Origin of the sequence: Duncaniella muricolitica (assembly GCF_910574735.1) — a bacterium.
Classification (GTDB): Bacteria; Bacteroidota; Bacteroidia; order Bacteroidales; family Muribaculaceae; genus Duncaniella; species Duncaniella muricolitica.
Genome location: NZ_CAJTCF010000034.1, coordinates 1 through 15,835, shown reverse-complemented (window position 1 = coordinate 15,835; position 15,835 = coordinate 1). Strand labels below are relative to the sequence as shown.

Annotated in this window: 14 protein-coding genes; 4 read left to right on the top strand and 10 right to left on the bottom strand. The window is 55.2% G+C overall.

The annotated features are described in order from the left end of the window. Positions 1–53 precede the first annotated feature (53 nt). The gene (locus QGT73_RS08940) at positions 54–905 is read left to right on the top strand and encodes a helix-turn-helix domain-containing protein (RefSeq protein ID WP_280122238.1); all 852 of its coding nucleotides are present in this window, start codon (positions 54–56) and stop codon (positions 903–905) included. A 113-nt stretch (positions 906–1,018) separates the two neighbouring features. Here QGT73_RS08940 and leuB read toward each other — a convergent pair whose 3' ends face one another. The 9 genes from leuB to rplM all read right to left on the bottom strand — a co-directional run bounded on the left by leuB (position 1,019) and on the right by rplM (position 10,449). Further along, positions 1,019–2,080 (bottom strand): 3-isopropylmalate dehydrogenase, encoded by a 1,062-nt coding sequence (gene leuB / locus QGT73_RS08935; RefSeq protein WP_280122237.1) that lies wholly within the window; start codon positions 2,078–2,080, stop codon positions 1,019–1,021. A 66-nt stretch (positions 2,081–2,146) separates the two neighbouring features. Continuing rightward, positions 2,147–3,661 (bottom strand): alpha-isopropylmalate synthase regulatory domain-containing protein, encoded by a 1,515-nt coding sequence (locus tag QGT73_RS08930; protein WP_280122236.1) that lies wholly within the window; start codon positions 3,659–3,661, stop codon positions 2,147–2,149. Between the two features lie 8 nt (positions 3,662–3,669). Further along, on the bottom strand, positions 3,670–4,260 hold the full coding sequence (gene leuD / locus QGT73_RS08925; protein ID WP_280122235.1) for a 3-isopropylmalate dehydratase small subunit: 591 nt from the start codon (positions 4,258–4,260) through the stop codon (positions 3,670–3,672). A gap of 101 nt (positions 4,261–4,361) precedes the next feature. Continuing rightward, on the bottom strand, positions 4,362–5,756 hold the full coding sequence (leuC, locus tag QGT73_RS08920; RefSeq protein ID WP_280122234.1) for a 3-isopropylmalate dehydratase large subunit: 1,395 nt from the start codon (positions 5,754–5,756) through the stop codon (positions 4,362–4,364). Between the two features lie 61 nt (positions 5,757–5,817). Next, positions 5,818–7,314 carry a 2-isopropylmalate synthase gene (locus QGT73_RS08915; RefSeq protein WP_123617678.1) on the bottom strand — a complete coding sequence of 499 codons (1,497 nt, stop codon included), beginning with the start codon at positions 7,312–7,314 and terminating at the stop codon, positions 5,818–5,820. 228 nt (positions 7,315–7,542) lie between these two features. Continuing rightward, positions 7,543–8,535, bottom strand: coding sequence for a translation elongation factor Ts (tsf, locus tag QGT73_RS08910; protein WP_280122233.1), 993 nt, complete (start codon positions 8,533–8,535; stop codon positions 7,543–7,545). Between the two features lie 71 nt (positions 8,536–8,606). Further along, positions 8,607–9,440 carry a 30S ribosomal protein S2 gene (gene rpsB, locus QGT73_RS08905; RefSeq protein WP_123617676.1) on the bottom strand — a complete coding sequence of 278 codons (834 nt, stop codon included), beginning with the start codon at positions 9,438–9,440 and terminating at the stop codon, positions 8,607–8,609. Between the two features lie 134 nt (positions 9,441–9,574). Continuing rightward, positions 9,575–9,961: a 30S ribosomal protein S9 gene (gene rpsI / locus QGT73_RS08900; protein ID WP_123617675.1), complete on the bottom strand. Its 387-nt coding sequence runs from the start codon at positions 9,959–9,961 to the stop codon at positions 9,575–9,577. 8 nt (positions 9,962–9,969) lie between these two features. Further along, positions 9,970–10,449, bottom strand: coding sequence for a 50S ribosomal protein L13 (gene rplM, locus QGT73_RS08895; protein WP_280122232.1), 480 nt, complete (start codon positions 10,447–10,449; stop codon positions 9,970–9,972). A gap of 399 nt (positions 10,450–10,848) precedes the next feature. Between rplM and QGT73_RS08890 the strand changes: the two genes are divergently transcribed. After that, the gene (locus QGT73_RS08890; protein ID WP_280122231.1) at positions 10,849–11,829 is read left to right on the top strand and encodes a YitT family protein; all 981 of its coding nucleotides are present in this window, start codon (positions 10,849–10,851) and stop codon (positions 11,827–11,829) included. A 133-nt stretch (positions 11,830–11,962) separates the two neighbouring features. Here the strand turns inward: QGT73_RS08890 and spt are convergent, their stop codons facing one another. Next, positions 11,963–13,153 (bottom strand): serine palmitoyltransferase, encoded by a 1,191-nt coding sequence (gene spt / locus QGT73_RS08885; protein ID WP_123617672.1) that lies wholly within the window; start codon positions 13,151–13,153, stop codon positions 11,963–11,965. 232 nt (positions 13,154–13,385) lie between these two features. Here spt and QGT73_RS08880 point away from each other — a divergent pair, with 232 nt between their 5' ends. Then, the gene (locus QGT73_RS08880; protein ID WP_280122230.1) at positions 13,386–14,246 is read left to right on the top strand and encodes a 1-acyl-sn-glycerol-3-phosphate acyltransferase; all 861 of its coding nucleotides are present in this window, start codon (positions 13,386–13,388) and stop codon (positions 14,244–14,246) included. Between the two features lie 65 nt (positions 14,247–14,311). After that, positions 14,312–15,565: a sigma-54 interaction domain-containing protein gene (locus QGT73_RS08875; RefSeq protein WP_280122229.1), complete on the top strand. Its 1,254-nt coding sequence runs from the start codon at positions 14,312–14,314 to the stop codon at positions 15,563–15,565. Positions 15,566–15,835 lie beyond the last annotated feature (270 nt).

Sequence of the window (15,835 nt, the reverse complement as noted above, 5' to 3'; positions counted from 1 at the left end):
GATTTTATTTTGCAAATTTGGGCATGTTTTGCAAATAAATCAATCATGTTTCAATGAAAAACTTATCGGATACCGAGATTTTGAAGACATTTGAGGAACGAAGACCTATATTTCGGCCTTATGGACTGACATGTGAGAAGTGGGCTCCGCGTCCGATGGGCAAGTATGACCGTCATAATGAGATAGAGCTTAACCTGGTGCCGGACGGATGTCTGTCGTATGTTTTTCATGACCGTATGATGAGTGTGCCTGCCGGACGTCTGACAATATTCTGGGGACTTATTCCCCACAGGGTGGCCGGCGATGACGGAGTTGAGTATTATTATGTGGCTACAATTCCGTTGTCAGTGTTTCTGAAGTGGAATCTGCCGGCCGGCTTTGTAAAAAATGTTCTTAACGGAGGCATGTATTCCGATTCGTCTGACACTATGGGAGCGATTGACGCCATGATGTTTGATCGATGGTGTGATGATCTGCTCTCGGAGAGAGTCGATCCGGTCGGGCTTGAGCTACAGGCCAGAATGCTGCGATTGTCGGAAAATTATGTGGAGTGTGGTGTCGGAGAGGGGATGCGCCATAGTGATGTCGGCAAGATTGCCGATATGGCCATGTACATTGCGCGAAATTATAACAGGTCGTTGCGTATATCGGATTTCGGTTGTGCGGTCGGGTTGAATGCTGATTATGCCAATAGTGTGTTCAAGCGGGCGTTTGGCCATACTTTGCTCGAACATGTGATGCTGGAGCGTATCACCCATGCCCAGCGGCAGTTGATTACTACTGCTGACAGCGTATTGCAGATAGCTTATGACTGCGGATTCGGCTCGGTGAGCCGCTTTAATGTGACATTCAGGAAGATTAATGGCTGTACACCTCGAGAGTACAGGTATCGGCATTCTTCGTAAAGTTTAAAAGAGTTAAGGCAAGTAGCGCGGGAGTTTCTTATAGGTTGGGATAAATCCCAGCCACAAAAACTCCCGCGCTACTTGCCTTAACTCTTTAAACCATAGAAAAAACTCTAAGCCTTCCGGATATAGTCGACAATCCAGCCGCCCACTTCGCGGGTGCCGTAGGCGGGGCCGCCGGCTACCTGGATTTCGGGGGTGCGGACATTGGCGTCGAGCGAAGCGTTGACAGCACGGCGTATGAGCGCGCCCTCTTCGAGTAAGTCGAAGTGCTCGAAGAGCATGGCCACGGAGAGTATCTGAGCCAGAGGGTTGGCGATGTTCTGGCCCTTGGCCTGGGGCCAAGAGCCGTGGATGGGCTCGAAGACTGGTGTCTTATCGCCTGTGGAGGCCGAGGGGAGGAGTCCCATGGAGCCCGAGATGACGGAGCCTTCGTCAGTGAGGATGTCGCCAAAGGTGTTTTCGGTGACCATTACGTCAAAAAAGCGAGGGTCCTGTATCATGCGCATGGCGGCATTGTCGACATACATGAAGTCGGTCTGCACGTCTGGATACTGCGGGGCCATCTCCTGGGCTACTTTGCGCCACAAGCGCGAGGAAGCCAGCACATTGGCCTTGTCGACTACGGTGAGGTGGCGGCGACGGCGGCGCGCATAGTCGTAGGCCACGCGGAGTATGCGCTCTATCTCGGCGCGGGTGTAGGCGTTGGTGTCGTAGGCGCGGTCGTCACCCTCGAGTTTCTCGCCGAAATACATGCCGCCGGTGAGCTCGCGGATGCATACGAAGTCGGCTCCCTCGACAAGTTCTTTGCGCAGGGGCGACATGTGTATGAGGCAGTCGAAAGTCTCGACGGGGCGTATGTTGGCAAAGAGACCGAGCTTCTTGCGCATGGCCAGGAGACCCTGCTCGGGGCGCACCTTGGCGTTGGGGTTGTTGTCAAACTTAGGGTCTCCTACGGCCGAGAAGAGCACGGCATCGGCCCACAGGCATGTCTGATAGGTGTCTTCTGGGAAAGGGTCGCCAGTCTTGTCGATGGCGTCGGCTCCGCAGAGAGCGTAACGATACTCGACGTTGTGGCCGAATTTTTCGCAGACGGCCGACATTACGTCGACGCCCTGCACTGATATTTCGGGGCCTATGCCGTCGCCGGGGAGAACTGCTATTTTGAAATCCATAGTTGCTGTAATATTTGGGGGTGATTGGGTTTGTTTCTTAATGATTGTCAGTATGGGCGCGCGGAGCTATATCTGGATGAGATTGAGCATCTTGACGGTCGCCTGTATGGCCGATTCGGTCTGGTCGGCGTCAAGCCCGCGGGTCTTGATTACGGTGTCCTGGTAATTCCAGGTGATTACGGTGTGCACGAGGGCATCGGTGCGTCCGCCGGGAGGGATGTTGACGGTGTAGTTGGCCAGTGTCGGGAAGGGGCGGCCGAGCCTTGATATGTAGATGTTGCGCACGGCTTTCATGAAGGCGTCAAACTGTCCGTCACCTGCGGCCGAGTCCTGATATTCCTTCCCGTCGATAATGAGTTTGACGGTGGCGGTCGGGCGTAGTCCCTGCGAGAGATTGAGCGCGTAGTTGGCTACCGATACTCTCGACGGTATGGTGGAGTGTTTGAGCACGTCGGCCAAGATGAAGGGGAGGTCGCTCTGGGTGACTATCTCTTTTTTGTCGCCGAGGTGAGTGATGCGTTCGGTGATTTTGCGTATGTCCTCTTCGGGAAGCTCTATGCCGAGAGCCTCGAGATTCTTGCGTATGTTGGCTTTGCCTGAGGTCTTGCCGAGGGCATATTCGCGTTCGCGGCCGAAGCGTTCGGGCAGCAGAGCGTTGTAATAGAGCTTGTGTTTGTTGTCGCCGTCGGCGTGGACTCCGGCACACTGGGTGAAGACGCTCTCGCCGATAATGGGCTTGTTGGGCGGGACTATGATGCCCGAGAACGACTCGACGATGTGGCTGACCTTGTTGATTTTGCTTTCGTCGATGCCTGTGGAGGCCTGGAGCTGGTCGTGGATGACTGTGACCGCGCTGGAGAGGGTGGCGTTGCCGGCGCGCTCGCCCAGACCGTTGACGGTGCAGTGCACGCCTCGGGCTCCGCCCTTGACGGCCGCGAAGACGTTGGCCGTGGCCAGGTCGTAGTCGTTGTGGGCGTGAAAGTCAAACCTCACTCCGGGATAACGTTTCACCATGTCGTGGACATAGGAGAGGGTGTCGTAGGGGTTGAGTACACCCAGTGTGTCGGGGAGCATGAAACGCTCGACGGGCAGATGACGGAGGGCGTCCATCATGGCGAATACGTAGTCGCGCGACTGTTTCATGCCGTTGCTCCAGTCCTCGAGATAGAGGTTGACCTTGAGGCCGGCGGCAGTGGCGCGGTTCACTTCGGCGGCTACGCGCTCGAAGTGTTGGGCCGGAGTCTGGCCGAGCTGCAGGCGGCAGTGACGCTCCGAGCCTTTGGCCAGGAGGTTGATGACGCGTCCGCCGGCACGGGTAATCCAGTCGACCGACTGTCCGCCGTCGAGAAATCCGAGCACCTCGATGGCTTCGAGGCGTCCGATGCCTGATGCCCAGGCGCAGATTTTGCCCACGGTGTCGAGCTCGCCGTCAGAGACGCGGGCCGATGCCACTTCGATGCGCGGGACGTGGAGCTCGTTGAGCAGCAGACGCGTGATGGTCATCTTCTCGGCTGTGGAGAATGACACTCCCGAGGTCTGCTCGCCGTCGCGCAGGGTGGTATCCATTATTTCGACGGTCATGCCACGGTTCACTGTCGGTTGGCTTCAAAGAGTTCTATATCGGCTTTCTTGGAGAGGAGATACTCCACGTCGTCGAGACCTTCGCTGAGACACTGTTTCTTGTAGGGGTTGATGTCGAATGTCTCCGACGAGCCTGTGGCGAGGTTGGTGATGGTCTGCGAGGGGAGGTCCACTTTGACCTGCGTTGTGGGGTCGGAGGCGATGGAGGCGAAGAGTTCGGCCAGAAACTGCTCGCTGACGGTGACGGGGAGCACGAAGCAGTTGAGCTCGTTCTGCTTGTGGATGTCGGCGAAGAAGCTCGAGACAACCACGCGGAATCCGTAGTCGTGTATGGCCCATGCGGCATGTTCGCGCGAGGAGCCAGAGCCGAAGTTTTTGCCGGCCACGAGTATGCATCCCGAGTAGGTCGGGTCGTTGAGCACGAACGATTCTATCGGGCGGCCCTCTTTGTCGTAACGCCAGTCACGGAAGAGGTTGTCGCCGAATCCTTCGCGCGAGGTGGCTTTGAGGAAGCGGGCGGGTATTATCTGGTCGGTGTCGACGTTCTCCATCGGCAGGGGAACGCATGACGATATGATGGTGGTGAATTTTTCTTTCATACTTTTGGTGTGTTGTGTGTCACGTAAACCGGTCGCCCTTGGATGCCTTCATCCAAGGGATTGGGCTGCGGTGTCCGAGGGGTGGGATTACGCGGCTATGGTCAGAGTGTGCGTGGGTCGGTGATGCAGCCTGTCACGGCGGCCGCTGCCGCTACGAGCGGACCGGCGAGAATGGTGCGCGCGCCGGGACCCTGACGGCCCTCGAAGTTGCGGTTGGAGGTCGAGACGGCCAGGCGGCCTGCGGGTATCTTGTCGTCGTTCATGGCCAGACAAGCCGAGCAGCCGGGCTGGCGCAGCTCGAAGCCTGCTTCGGCCAGGATTTTGTCGAGACCTTCCTCGCGTATCTGCCTGTCGACGTTCCATGAGCCGGGCACGAGCCACGCGGTGACTCCGGGAGCTTTGCGGCAGCCTTTGACAAAGCCGGCAAAGGCGCGGAAGTCCTCGATGCGTCCGTTGGTGCATGAACCGAGAAATACATAGTCGACCGGGGTGCCGATGAGATTCTGCCCTACTTTAAATCCCATGTAGTCGAGGGCTTTCTCAAACGATATGCGTCCCTGCTCGTCGGAGGGGTCGGGAGCGGGTATGCTCTCGGTGATGCCTATGCCCATGCCGGGGTTGGTGCCGTAGGTGATGCGCGGCTCGATGTCGGCAGCGTCAAAACGCACCTCCCGGTCAAAGACAGCTCCCTCGTCGGTGTGGAGCGTGCGCCAGTAGGCGAGAGCTTTGTCCCAGTCGTCGCCTTTGGGGGCAAACTCGCGTCCGCGCACGTATTCAAATGTCTTTTCGTCGGGAGCTATCATGCCTCCTCTGGCTCCCATCTCGATGGAGAGGTTGCAGAGAGTCATGCGCTCTTCCATCGACAGGGCGCGTATGGCTTCGCCGGCATATTCTACAAAGTAGCCTGTGGCTCCGCCGGTAGTCATCTGAGCGATGATGTAGAGGGCGATGTCTTTGGCCGTGACCCCGTGCCGGAGAGTGCCGTCGACGGTGATGCGCATCTTTTTGGGCTTGGGCTGGATGATACACTGCGAGGCGAGCACCATCTCTACTTCAGAGGTGCCGATACCGAAAGCCACTGCTCCGAGGGCTCCGTGGGTGGAGGTGTGTGAGTCACCGCAGACGAGTGTCTGGCCGGGGAGGGTGAGGCCGTTTTCGGGGCCGATGACGTGTATGATGCCGTTTTTGGGGTGGCCGAGTCCGTAGAGTGTGACGCCAAACTCGGTGGCGTTGCGGGTAAGGGTGTCGACCTGGTTGCGCGACACAGGGTCGGCGATGGGTTGGTCCTGGTTGATGGTGGGGATATTATGGTCGGGCGAGCAGACTGTGCGCTCGGGACGCATCACTCTGATGCCGCGGCGGCGCAGTCCCTCAAAGGCCTGGGGACTGGTGACTTCGTGGCAGTAGTGGCGGTCGATATAGAGCTGGTCGGGTCCGTCGGGGATGCGGTTGACCACGTGGGCATCCCATATTTTATCGAATAGTGTCTGTGGCATGGGCTTATCGGGAGGGGTAAAAATTAAACTTTACCCCTTAAACTTTAAACTTTTTAATCTCTTATCTTACAAACTTATTGATGGCGTCGATAAAGGCTTCGGCACTGGCGGCCACGATGTCGGTATTGGCCGAGAATCCGTAGTATGACACACCGTCGTGCTCGACAGTCATGTGCACCTTGCCGATGTCGTTGCTTCCCTTGTTGATGGCTTGGATCAGGAACTCCTTGACAAGCATCCTGCGGCGTATGATAATCTTGATGGCCGAGATGGCGGCGTCGACAGGGCCGTTGCCCGAGGCGCAGGCCTCGAATTTTTCGCCGGCGATGTCGAGTCCGACACTTGCCACCGAGTGCACGCCGACGCCCGAGGTGACCTGGAGGAAGTCGAGCTTGATGCGGGATGAGGCTTTGCGGTGCTGGCCGGCTATCATGAGCACATCGTCATCATTGATTTCCTTCTTGCGGTCGGCGAGTTTGAGAAACTCTTCATAGGCCTTGTCGAGTTGTTCGGACGAAAGTTCACATCCGAGCACGTGCAGGCGGTGTTTGAGAGCGGCGCGTCCGCTGCGGGCGGTGAGCACGATTGAGTTTTCGTCGATGCCTACATCCTTGGGGTCGATAATCTCGTAGCTCTCGCGGTTTTTGAGCACACCGTCCTGGTGTATGCCCGAAGAGTGGGCGAAGGCGTTGCGTCCGACTATGGCTTTGTTAGGCTGCACGGGCATGTTCATGAGGCTCGACACGAGACGGCTGATGCCGGTGATTTTGGTCGAGTTGATATTGGTGTCGATGCCGAGCTCGCGGTGGGAGCGAAATGCCATCACCACTTCTTCGAGAGCGGTGTTGCCGGCGCGCTCGCCGATGCCGTTGATGGTGACTTCGGCCTGACGTGCTCCGTTGATGATGCCCGACACGGTGTTGGCCGTTGCCATGCCCAGGTCGTTGTGGCAATGGGTGGCGATGGTCACTTTGTCGATGCCGTCCACGTGGTCGAAGAGATATTTGATTTTGGCACCGAACTCGGCCGGCAGGCAGTAGCCGGTGGTGTCGGGGATGTTGATGACTGTGGCTCCGGCCTTGATTACGGCCTCGACCACGCGGGCGAGATATTCATTGTCGGTGCGTCCGGCGTCCTCGGCGTAAAACTGTACATCCTCCACAAACCGTTTGGCGTAGCTTACGGCTCTGACGGCGCGCTCGATGATTTCCTCGCGTGTGGAGTTGAATTTATAGCGTATGTGTGGGTCGGATGTGCCGATGCCTGTGTGTATGCGGGGGTGTTTGGCATATTTGAGGGCGTCGGCTGCCACGCGGATGTCGTTTTCGACAGCGCGCGTGAGGGCGCATATGGTTGGCCATGTCACGGCCTTGGATATTTCAACCACTGAGTTGAAGTCGCCCGGGCTTGATACGGGAAATCCGGCTTCGATGACGTCGACTCCGAGAGTCTCGAGTGCTTTGGCTACCTCAATCTTTTCTACCGTATTAAGCTGGCATCCCGGCACCTGCTCACCGTCGCGGAGCGTGGTGTCGAATATGTAAAGTCTGTCGCTCATAATCGTAAATTTTTATCCTATTGGAGCGCAAAGATAGTAATTATTTACTTATTTCCATAATTTGCTTAAAATTTTTAAGAAAATGAGCGTGAATGTACCGAAATGTACCGAAACGCGCCTTCCGATAATCTTTTTACGGAAGACGCGTGACAGAGACACATATATGACAGACGCCGCAAAAGGTGGTGAGACCTTTTGCGGCGTCTGATTTATAATCAAGCTATATGCTTAGTCCTGGTTGAGATTAACGCGCTTGAAGTCAACGACAACAAGACCCTTCTGGGTGTTGTCGAGGAACTGTCCTACAGTGAGCTTGCTGTCCTGAACATATTCCTGCTCCATGAGGCAAGACTCCTTGAAGAACTTGTTGAGGCGGCCGTTGGCGATGTTCTGGATCATAGCCTCGGGGAGATTGGCAGCCTTGGCCTCAGAGGTGGTCTTGATGATTTCGCGGCCCTTGGCTGCGTCTTCTTCGGTGATCCAGCCCTTTGAGATGTTTGACTCGATGTGGTCCTCTGAGTCGAAGTGGTTGGGGTTGAGGCCGGCCTTCTTGAGAGCGGCTTCAACAGCCTTGCGCACCTGCTCCTGCTTGGTCTTCTCGACAGCGACAGCGATTTCCTGGTCGATAGTGGCCTGGGGTACGTCGTTGCGTGAAACGGCTACAGGGTTCATGGAAGCGATCTGCATGCACACTTCGCGACCTATCTGGGCGTCAACGCCCTCGAGGTTGAAGCCTACGATGGCGGCGAGCTTGTTGTTGAAGTGGTTGTAAGCTGCTGTGGTAGCGGCCTCAACTACTGCATATGCGCCGATCTCGGTCTTTTCGCCGGTCTTGCCGCTCTCCTCGGTGATGAGGTCAGCGACAGTCTGTCCGTCAACAGTGAAGGCTTTGAGCTCTTCGGCTGTCTTGAACTTGTTGTCCATGGCGATGTCCATGAGCTTGTTGGCGAGGGCTACGAAGCCGGCGTTCTTGGCAACGAAGTCAGTCTCGCAGTTGAGTGCGAGGATTGCGGCAAACTTGCCGTCGGTCTTGGCGATAACGACGCCTTCGGAAGCCTGACGGTCTTCGCGCTTGGCTGCTACTGCCTGACCCTTCTTGCGAAGAATCTCGACAGCTGCCTCGATGTCACCGTCGGTCTCGGCGAGAGCTTTTTTGCAGTCCATCAGGCCGGCACTTGTGAGGTTGCGCAGCTTGGTGATATCTGCCATTGTAACTGCCATAATTATATAGTTTTTGGTAGTTCTTGAATAGGGTTAATTAGAGGGGATGAGGAGAGGGGTGGTGACTGAAATTATTCAGCCACTTCGGCGGGAGCCTCTTCAGCAGCGGGAGCTTCGGCAGCGGGAGCCTCGGCATCGCGGCGGCTTACACGACGGCGGTTGTCGCGGCGGGGAGCCTCACCGTTCTCCGACGAAGCCTTCTCGTCGGCCTTCTCTACCTTGCGCTCAGCGAGACCTTCGTTGATGGCGTCGCATACGGTGGAGAGGATGAGGTCGATCGACTTGGATGCATCGTCGTTGGCGGGGATTACGTAGTCTACGTCGTTGGGGTTGGAGTTGGTGTCGACGATAGCGAATACGGGTATGCCCAGACGGTTGGCCTCAGCTACGGCGATGTGCTCCTTGCATACGTCCACTACGAAGAGGGCCGAGGGGAGACGGTTGAGGTCGGCGATAGAGCCGAGGTTCTTCTCGAGCTTGTTGCGCTGACGGGTGATCTGGAGCTTCTCGCGCTTGGAGAGGTTGTCAAATGTGCCGTCCTTGGCCATCTTGTCGATGGAGGCCATCTTCTTCACAGCCTTGCGGATTGTGGGGAAGTTGGTGAGCATACCGCCGGGCCAGCGTTCGATAACGTAGGGCATGCCTACGCTCTTGGCCTTCTCGGCGAGGATTTCCTTGGCCTGCTTCTTGGTGGCTACGAAGAGAATCTTCTTGCCGCTCTTGGCGAAGTTGCGCAGCACGTTGGCGGCGTCTTCGAGCTTGGCCTGGGTCTTATAGAGGTCGATGATGTGGATACCGTTGCGCTCCATAAAGATGTAAGGAGCCATGGCAGGATTCCATTTTCTTTTCATGTGGCCAAAATGGCATCCTGCTTCGAGGAGTTGGTCGAAATTGGGTGTTGACATGATGTGTCGGTTGTTGTTTACGTTCTTTTTGAAATTACAACCCTGGGGTAGGGAACGTGTCCATCTCCGGGGTTTAGATGCTAAACACTATATATCGCTATGCGCGAATCAGGCTCTGTAAACGTGTAACAATATTAACGCTTGGAGAACTGGAAACGCTTGCGGGCTTTGGGACGACCGGGCTTCTTGCGCTCTACGACGCGAGGGTCGCGGGTCATGAAGCCTTCGGCACGGAGCGCGCTCTTGTCCTCGGGGTTGATCTTCACGAGGGCGCGGGCGATGGCGAGACGGAGAGCCTCGGCCTGACCTTTGTAACCGCCGCCGTTGAGGTTGACTTTGATGTCATACTTCTCGGCCTGCTCGAGTGTCAGGAGGGGCTGCTTTACGATGTACTGAAGGATGGAAGAGGGGAAGTATACTTCGAGGGGACGCTTGTTGATGGTGATTTGTCCGTTGCCTTCCTTCACGATTACGCGTGCTACGGCGGCCTTGCGGCGGCCTACTGCATTAACTGATTCCATTCTTCGTGTTATTTGATTTTGTTAATATCGATGAGTTCGGGGTTCTGAGCCTCATGGGGATGGTTGGGTCCATTGTAAACGTGCATGTTCTCGATGATGGCACGGCCAAGACGATTCTTGGGGAGCATGCCTTTTACCACCTTGATAAAGAGGGGGTGGTAGCCGGGCTTAACATGCTTGCTTTGTGATTTCTTCATCATGATCTCGGGGGTCGAGACGCGCTGACCGCCGGGATAGCCGGTGTAAGAGAGGTACTCACGGTCGGTCCATTTCTTGCCGGTGAGCTTTACCTTGTCGGCGTTGATGACAATTACGTTGTCGCCACACTCCATGTTGGGTGAGTAGCTCGGCTTGTTTTTGCCGCGCAGGATGAGGGCGATGGTGGCGCAGAGACGGCCGAGTACCTGGTCGGTCGCATCGATTACGACCCACTTGTGCTCAACGCTCTGGGCGTTGGGTGTAAGGGTCTTGTAGCTTAAAGTATCCACGTTTTAATGCTTAATTAATAGATAGTTACTGTTGCGGTCGTGGCTCTCGTCGCTTGGCCAGAAGCTCGGATGGCCCGTGCCGCGGATTATTAATTGGACATAATCGGACTGCAAAGGTAGTGATTTTCTAAGGATTATCAATGTGTGGTTAAGTATTATTAACATTTCTGAAACTCTCCCGGGGTGCTGAAAGTGCGGAGACGTAACTTTTTTTGACTTTCAAATTAACTTTTTTTCTTGTGCTGTCGGTTGCGAATTGTGCGGCCTTGGTGAGAATGTGATTATAAACGTGAAGCAGACGGCTATAAAGTAGGCGGTTAGGACTATGGGTGGGACGAGGTAATGTTTTGCGGTTGACTTTTTTTTACATACTTTTGTAGGGTAATAAATCTAATCCTTATGGTGCTCCTCTCAAAGAAACTATGGATGTCATCGCGCGATTATGTGATAATCGTTTTGGCCCTGTGTCTTTTCGGCTTCGGCTTTTCGGCTTTTATCCTGCCTGAAAAGGTGGTCATGGGCGGTGTGACCGGCATCGGCACTATCGCTTATCTTATCACGGGCAAGACTTATATGATTGGAGTCACGCAGTATGCCATCAATCTCGCTCTGCTCGGTTTTGCCTATTTTATCGTAGGCAAGCAGTTTGTGATAAAGACTATATTCGGCGCGACGGTGGTGTCGGCGGTGGTCACTATAATGCCGCCGCTGTTTGACGGACCTCTGGTGCCCGGCCAGCCGTTTATGAATGTGTGTCTGGGTGCCATCCTCACGGGCATAGCTCTCGGCCTGGTGTTTATACACAACGGCAGTACTGGCGGCACCGACATCGTGGCGGCCATCGTGGCCAAGCGCACCAATGTGACCATCGGGCGCACCATGCTCTATGTCGATTTCGGCATCATCTCCTCGTCATATCTTTTCACCCACGATGTGGCCAAGGTGCTTTATGGTTTTGTGGTGCTGATCATAGTGTCCTATATGGTCGACATGGTTATCAACACCAACCGTCAGGCGGTGCAGTTTCTGATAATCTCTCCGCTGTGGGAGCGCATTGCCACGGCGGTCAACCAGCATGCCCGGCGCGGTGTCACCGTGATGAACGGCATGGGATGGTACACCAAGCATGACATAAAGATACTCCTTATCGTGTGTCGCAAGATTGAGTCGGTGACTATTTTCCGTATAGTCAAGAGCATCGACCAGACGGCATTTATAACCCAGGCCAATGTCAACGGCGTGTATGGCCAGGGCTTTGACGAATTGAAGTTTAAGCAGGATGCTAAGCTCCGTGAGGAGTTTCAGCAGGCCGAGCGTATAATGGAATCCGGATCCGCGCCCGATGATGTAGCGGCTGCACCCTCTGCAACGCAGCCGTAGTCGTTATCGCAACCGCGGGATGACAATAAGTAGAATTTGCGAAGTTCGGAATGAAGGAAGGCTACCGCCCTTGGGCGATAGCCTTCTGTCTTACTTATTGTCCGTTATTTTAAAGTCTGTCAGGTGATGTCTCTTACTTGTCGAGCAGTCCGTAGTTCTTGAATATGCGGGTGATGGTCTCGAGAGCGCGGTCCACCTGTTCCATGGTGTGTGTGGCCATGAGGCTGAATCGGATGAGAGTATCGGAGGGTGCTACTGCGGGCGACACCACGGGATTGACAAAGATACCTTCGTTGAGAAGGTCGCGGGTGATGGCGAATGTCTTGAAGTCGTCGCGGATGAAGAGCGGGATGATAGGAGTCGAGGTGTTGCCGATCTCAAATCCGGCCTCGCGAAATCCGTCGAGAGCATGGTTGGTAAGCTTCCAGAGATTTTCCTGACGCTCGGGCTCGGTCTGCATGATTTCGAGAGCCTTGAGTGCTGCCGCTGTCGATGCGGGTGTGATGCTCGCGGTGAAGATGTAGGAGCGTGAGTGGTGGCGCAGGAAGTTGGTGATTTCCTTGTTGGTGGCGATGAATCCTCCGAGCGATGCAAACGATTTGGAGAATGTGCCCATGATAAGGTCTACGTCATCGGCCACGCCGTAGTGGTGACACACTCCGCGTCCGCCTTCGCCGAATACTCCGATGCCGTGGGCTTCGTCGATCATGACGCTTGCGTTGTATTGCTTGGCCAGGCGCACCATCTCCTTGACATTGGCTACGTCGCCCTCCATGGAGAACACGCTGTCGCTCACGATGAGTTTCACCTTGTCGGGGTCGCATTTCTTGAGCTGTTTCTCGAGCGACTCCATGTCGTTGTGCTTGTATTTGAGCTGCTGGCTGAACGAGAGGCGGCGGCCTTCGATGATCGAGGCGTGGTCTTGCTCGTCCCAGAGTATGTAGTCCTCGCGGCCGGTGAGTGAGGAGACTACGCCGAGGTTTACTTCAAAACCTGTGGAGTAGACCATCACGTCCTCCTTGCCGATATATTCGGCGAGGCGTGCTTCGAGTTCTTTGTGGATGTCGAGTGTGCCGTTGAGAAACGGAGAGCCGGCACAGCCTGTGCCATATTTGCGTGTGGCTTCAATGGCGGCTTCCTTGATGCGGGGGTCGTTGACAAGGCCTGTGTAGCAGTTTGACCCGAACATCAGCACTTTCTTTCCGTTAATTATCACCTCTGGGTCCTGTTCGCTCGAGATGGCCCTGAAGTATGGGTATACGCCGGCGGCTTTGGCCTGCTGGGGGGCTGTGTACTTGCTGAGTTTCTCCTGAAGTAAATTCATCTTGTAAAATCCTGTGACAAATATGTCATGTGACGATTGGTGTAGGCTTATTTTCTCGCTTGCAGGGGGCAAAGGTAGAAATTTTTTCACATTTTACCCCGTTTTGTATCGTTCTAAAAGTGTTAATTTATTGAAACGGGGCTTTATGCACCCCTTTTTGACGTCTTTACAAGCCATTTTGGACACGATTATTCTCTTTTTTGTGTACTTTTGTGTCAAAATTATAGATATTATGGAAAAAGATACTGCATCCGTGCAGCCACGGCCGGTGAAGCGTACCGTGCTCGATTATGACGACATCGTGGAGATGATACCTTTCTTCAAGGGCAAGCCCCGGCTTGTGAAGCGGCTCATGAAGATGCTTTCTATCGATAAGGTCAACTGGATTCACGACCATAATTTTGATACACCCGGGCCGCAGTTCTGCCGCGGTCTGCTGAATGACCTCGACATAAAGCTGCGCATCGACAACGAGCAGTTGCTCGACAATCTGCCCGAGGGGCCTTTCATCACGGTGAGCAATCACCCCTTTGGCGCGCTCGACGGCATCACGCTTATTGATATCATTGGCTCGCGCAGACCCGAGTATAAGGTCATGGTCAATATGATACTCAACCACATCACCGCCATGCGCCCCAACTTCATAGCCGTCGACCAGACCGCCAGCGACGACCCTGCCAAGAAGGCTGTGTCGATGAGAGGCATCAAGGAGGCCATGATGCAGGTGCGCAAAGGCCAGCCTATAGGCTTCTTTCCGGCCGGCGCGGTGGGCAACTACAACCGCCATCTCCGTTTTGAGGACCGCGAGTGGCAGCCTGTGGTCATACGTCTCATCAGTCAGCTCGGTGTGCCGGTGATACCCATCTTCTTTCACGGCTACAACAGTCTGTGGTTTCGTCTGCTCGGCATCATCAGTTGGCAGTTGCGCACATTCCGCCTGCCGGCCGAAGTGTTCCGCCGCAAGGGCGACACGCTCCACATCTCGGTGGGCGACATTATCACCCCCGAGGAAATCAAGGCTCACAACACTTCGATACCCGAGCTGGGCGAGTGGCTCAAGGCCAAGACTTACGCTCTTCAGAAACTTAAATAGACCAGTCTTTAGAGGAGTGTGTGCCTGAATGGCATACTTCCCGACACATTATATAATATAGTAATATGGAACTTCAGCGACTCGACTATCCTCCGCAGGTAGAGCGTGCCCGACAGCGGTTTGGCATCGTGGGCAATTCGCCCGCGCTCATGGAGTCCATAGCGCGTGCCGTGCAGGTGGCTCCCATCGACCTGTCGGTGCTCGTGACGGGCGAGAGCGGCACGGGCAAGGAGTTTTTTCCAAAGATAATACATGAGTTTTCGCCGCGCAAACATTCCCGTTACATAGCGGTCAACTGCGGAGCCATCCCCGAGGGCACCATCGACTCGGAGCTTTTCGGTCATGAAAAAGGCGCGTTTACAGGCGCGGTGGCCACCCGCAAGGGCTATTTTGAGGAAGCCGACGGCGGCACTATATTTCTCGACGAGGTGGCCGAGCTCCCTCTCACCACCCAGGCGCGCCTGCTGAGAGTGCTGGAGAGCGGCGAGTTTATCAAGGTCGGCTCATCGACAGTGCAGCGTGCCAACGTACGTATCGTGGCGGCCACCAATGTCGACATGGCCCGGGCTGTGGCTGAAGGTCGTTTTCGCGAAGACCTTTACTACCGCCTTTCGACCGTCTCCATCTCCATCCCCCCGTTGCGCGACCGCGGTGGCGACATACTGCTGCTCTCGCGCAAGTTTGCAGCCGATTTTGCCGAGCGTTACACCATGCCGCGTATCTCGTTTGACGACACGGCCCGTCAGTTGCTCATGGCCTATCGCTGGCCCGGCAATGTTCGTCAGCTTAAAAATGTTGTCGAGCAGATGGCCCTGTTTCATGCCGGCGAGACCGTCGATTCATCGCTCCTTCGCCCCTATCTTCCGGGTCACGGAGCCGGACTCGCCACTATCCCCGGCAGTCGGTCTGATCAGCCTCACGACTATGCCGTAGAGCGCGAGATGCTTCTGGGTATGGTGATGCGCCTTCAGCAGCAGATTGACTCGCTTTCCGAGCGTCTTGACCGCATGTCGCAGCACAGTGATGCGCGTTTTGTCGACACCTTCGAGCCAGAAAGCGCGCAGATGTCATCCGCGCCGACCCGCTCGATAGTCAAGTTTGAGCCATTCTGCTCGCCGTTGTCGGCACCATCGCCGGTAAGCGAACGCAGGAGCGACACCTACGAAGACGTGTCGCCGGCCACGCTTGAGGATACCGAGCGCGAGACCATACGTCGCGCACTTGAGCGCAACGGCGGCCGTCGCAAGGCCACAGCCGCCGAACTCAATATCTCCGAACGTACCCTCTACCGCAAAATCAAGGAATACGGGATGGAATAGTCTCAAATATAAAGTATAAGAAATGCCCGACCAACATTCCCAAACGATGATGTCGGCAGGCACCCCCGACATTACCCTATCCCGACATCGTCGGTAAATGTGGACCAATATCCCCCCCCTCCCGATGATGTCGGCAAGAGGGTGTTGCAGAACTATTCCTCAAAAAAACAGCAAAAGCCTCAACTTTCACAAGCTGAGGCTTTTTTATGTCCATAAAGTTTTGTAACTTTATGGTATTCAAAACTATTGAATACAAAGTTAATGTATAAG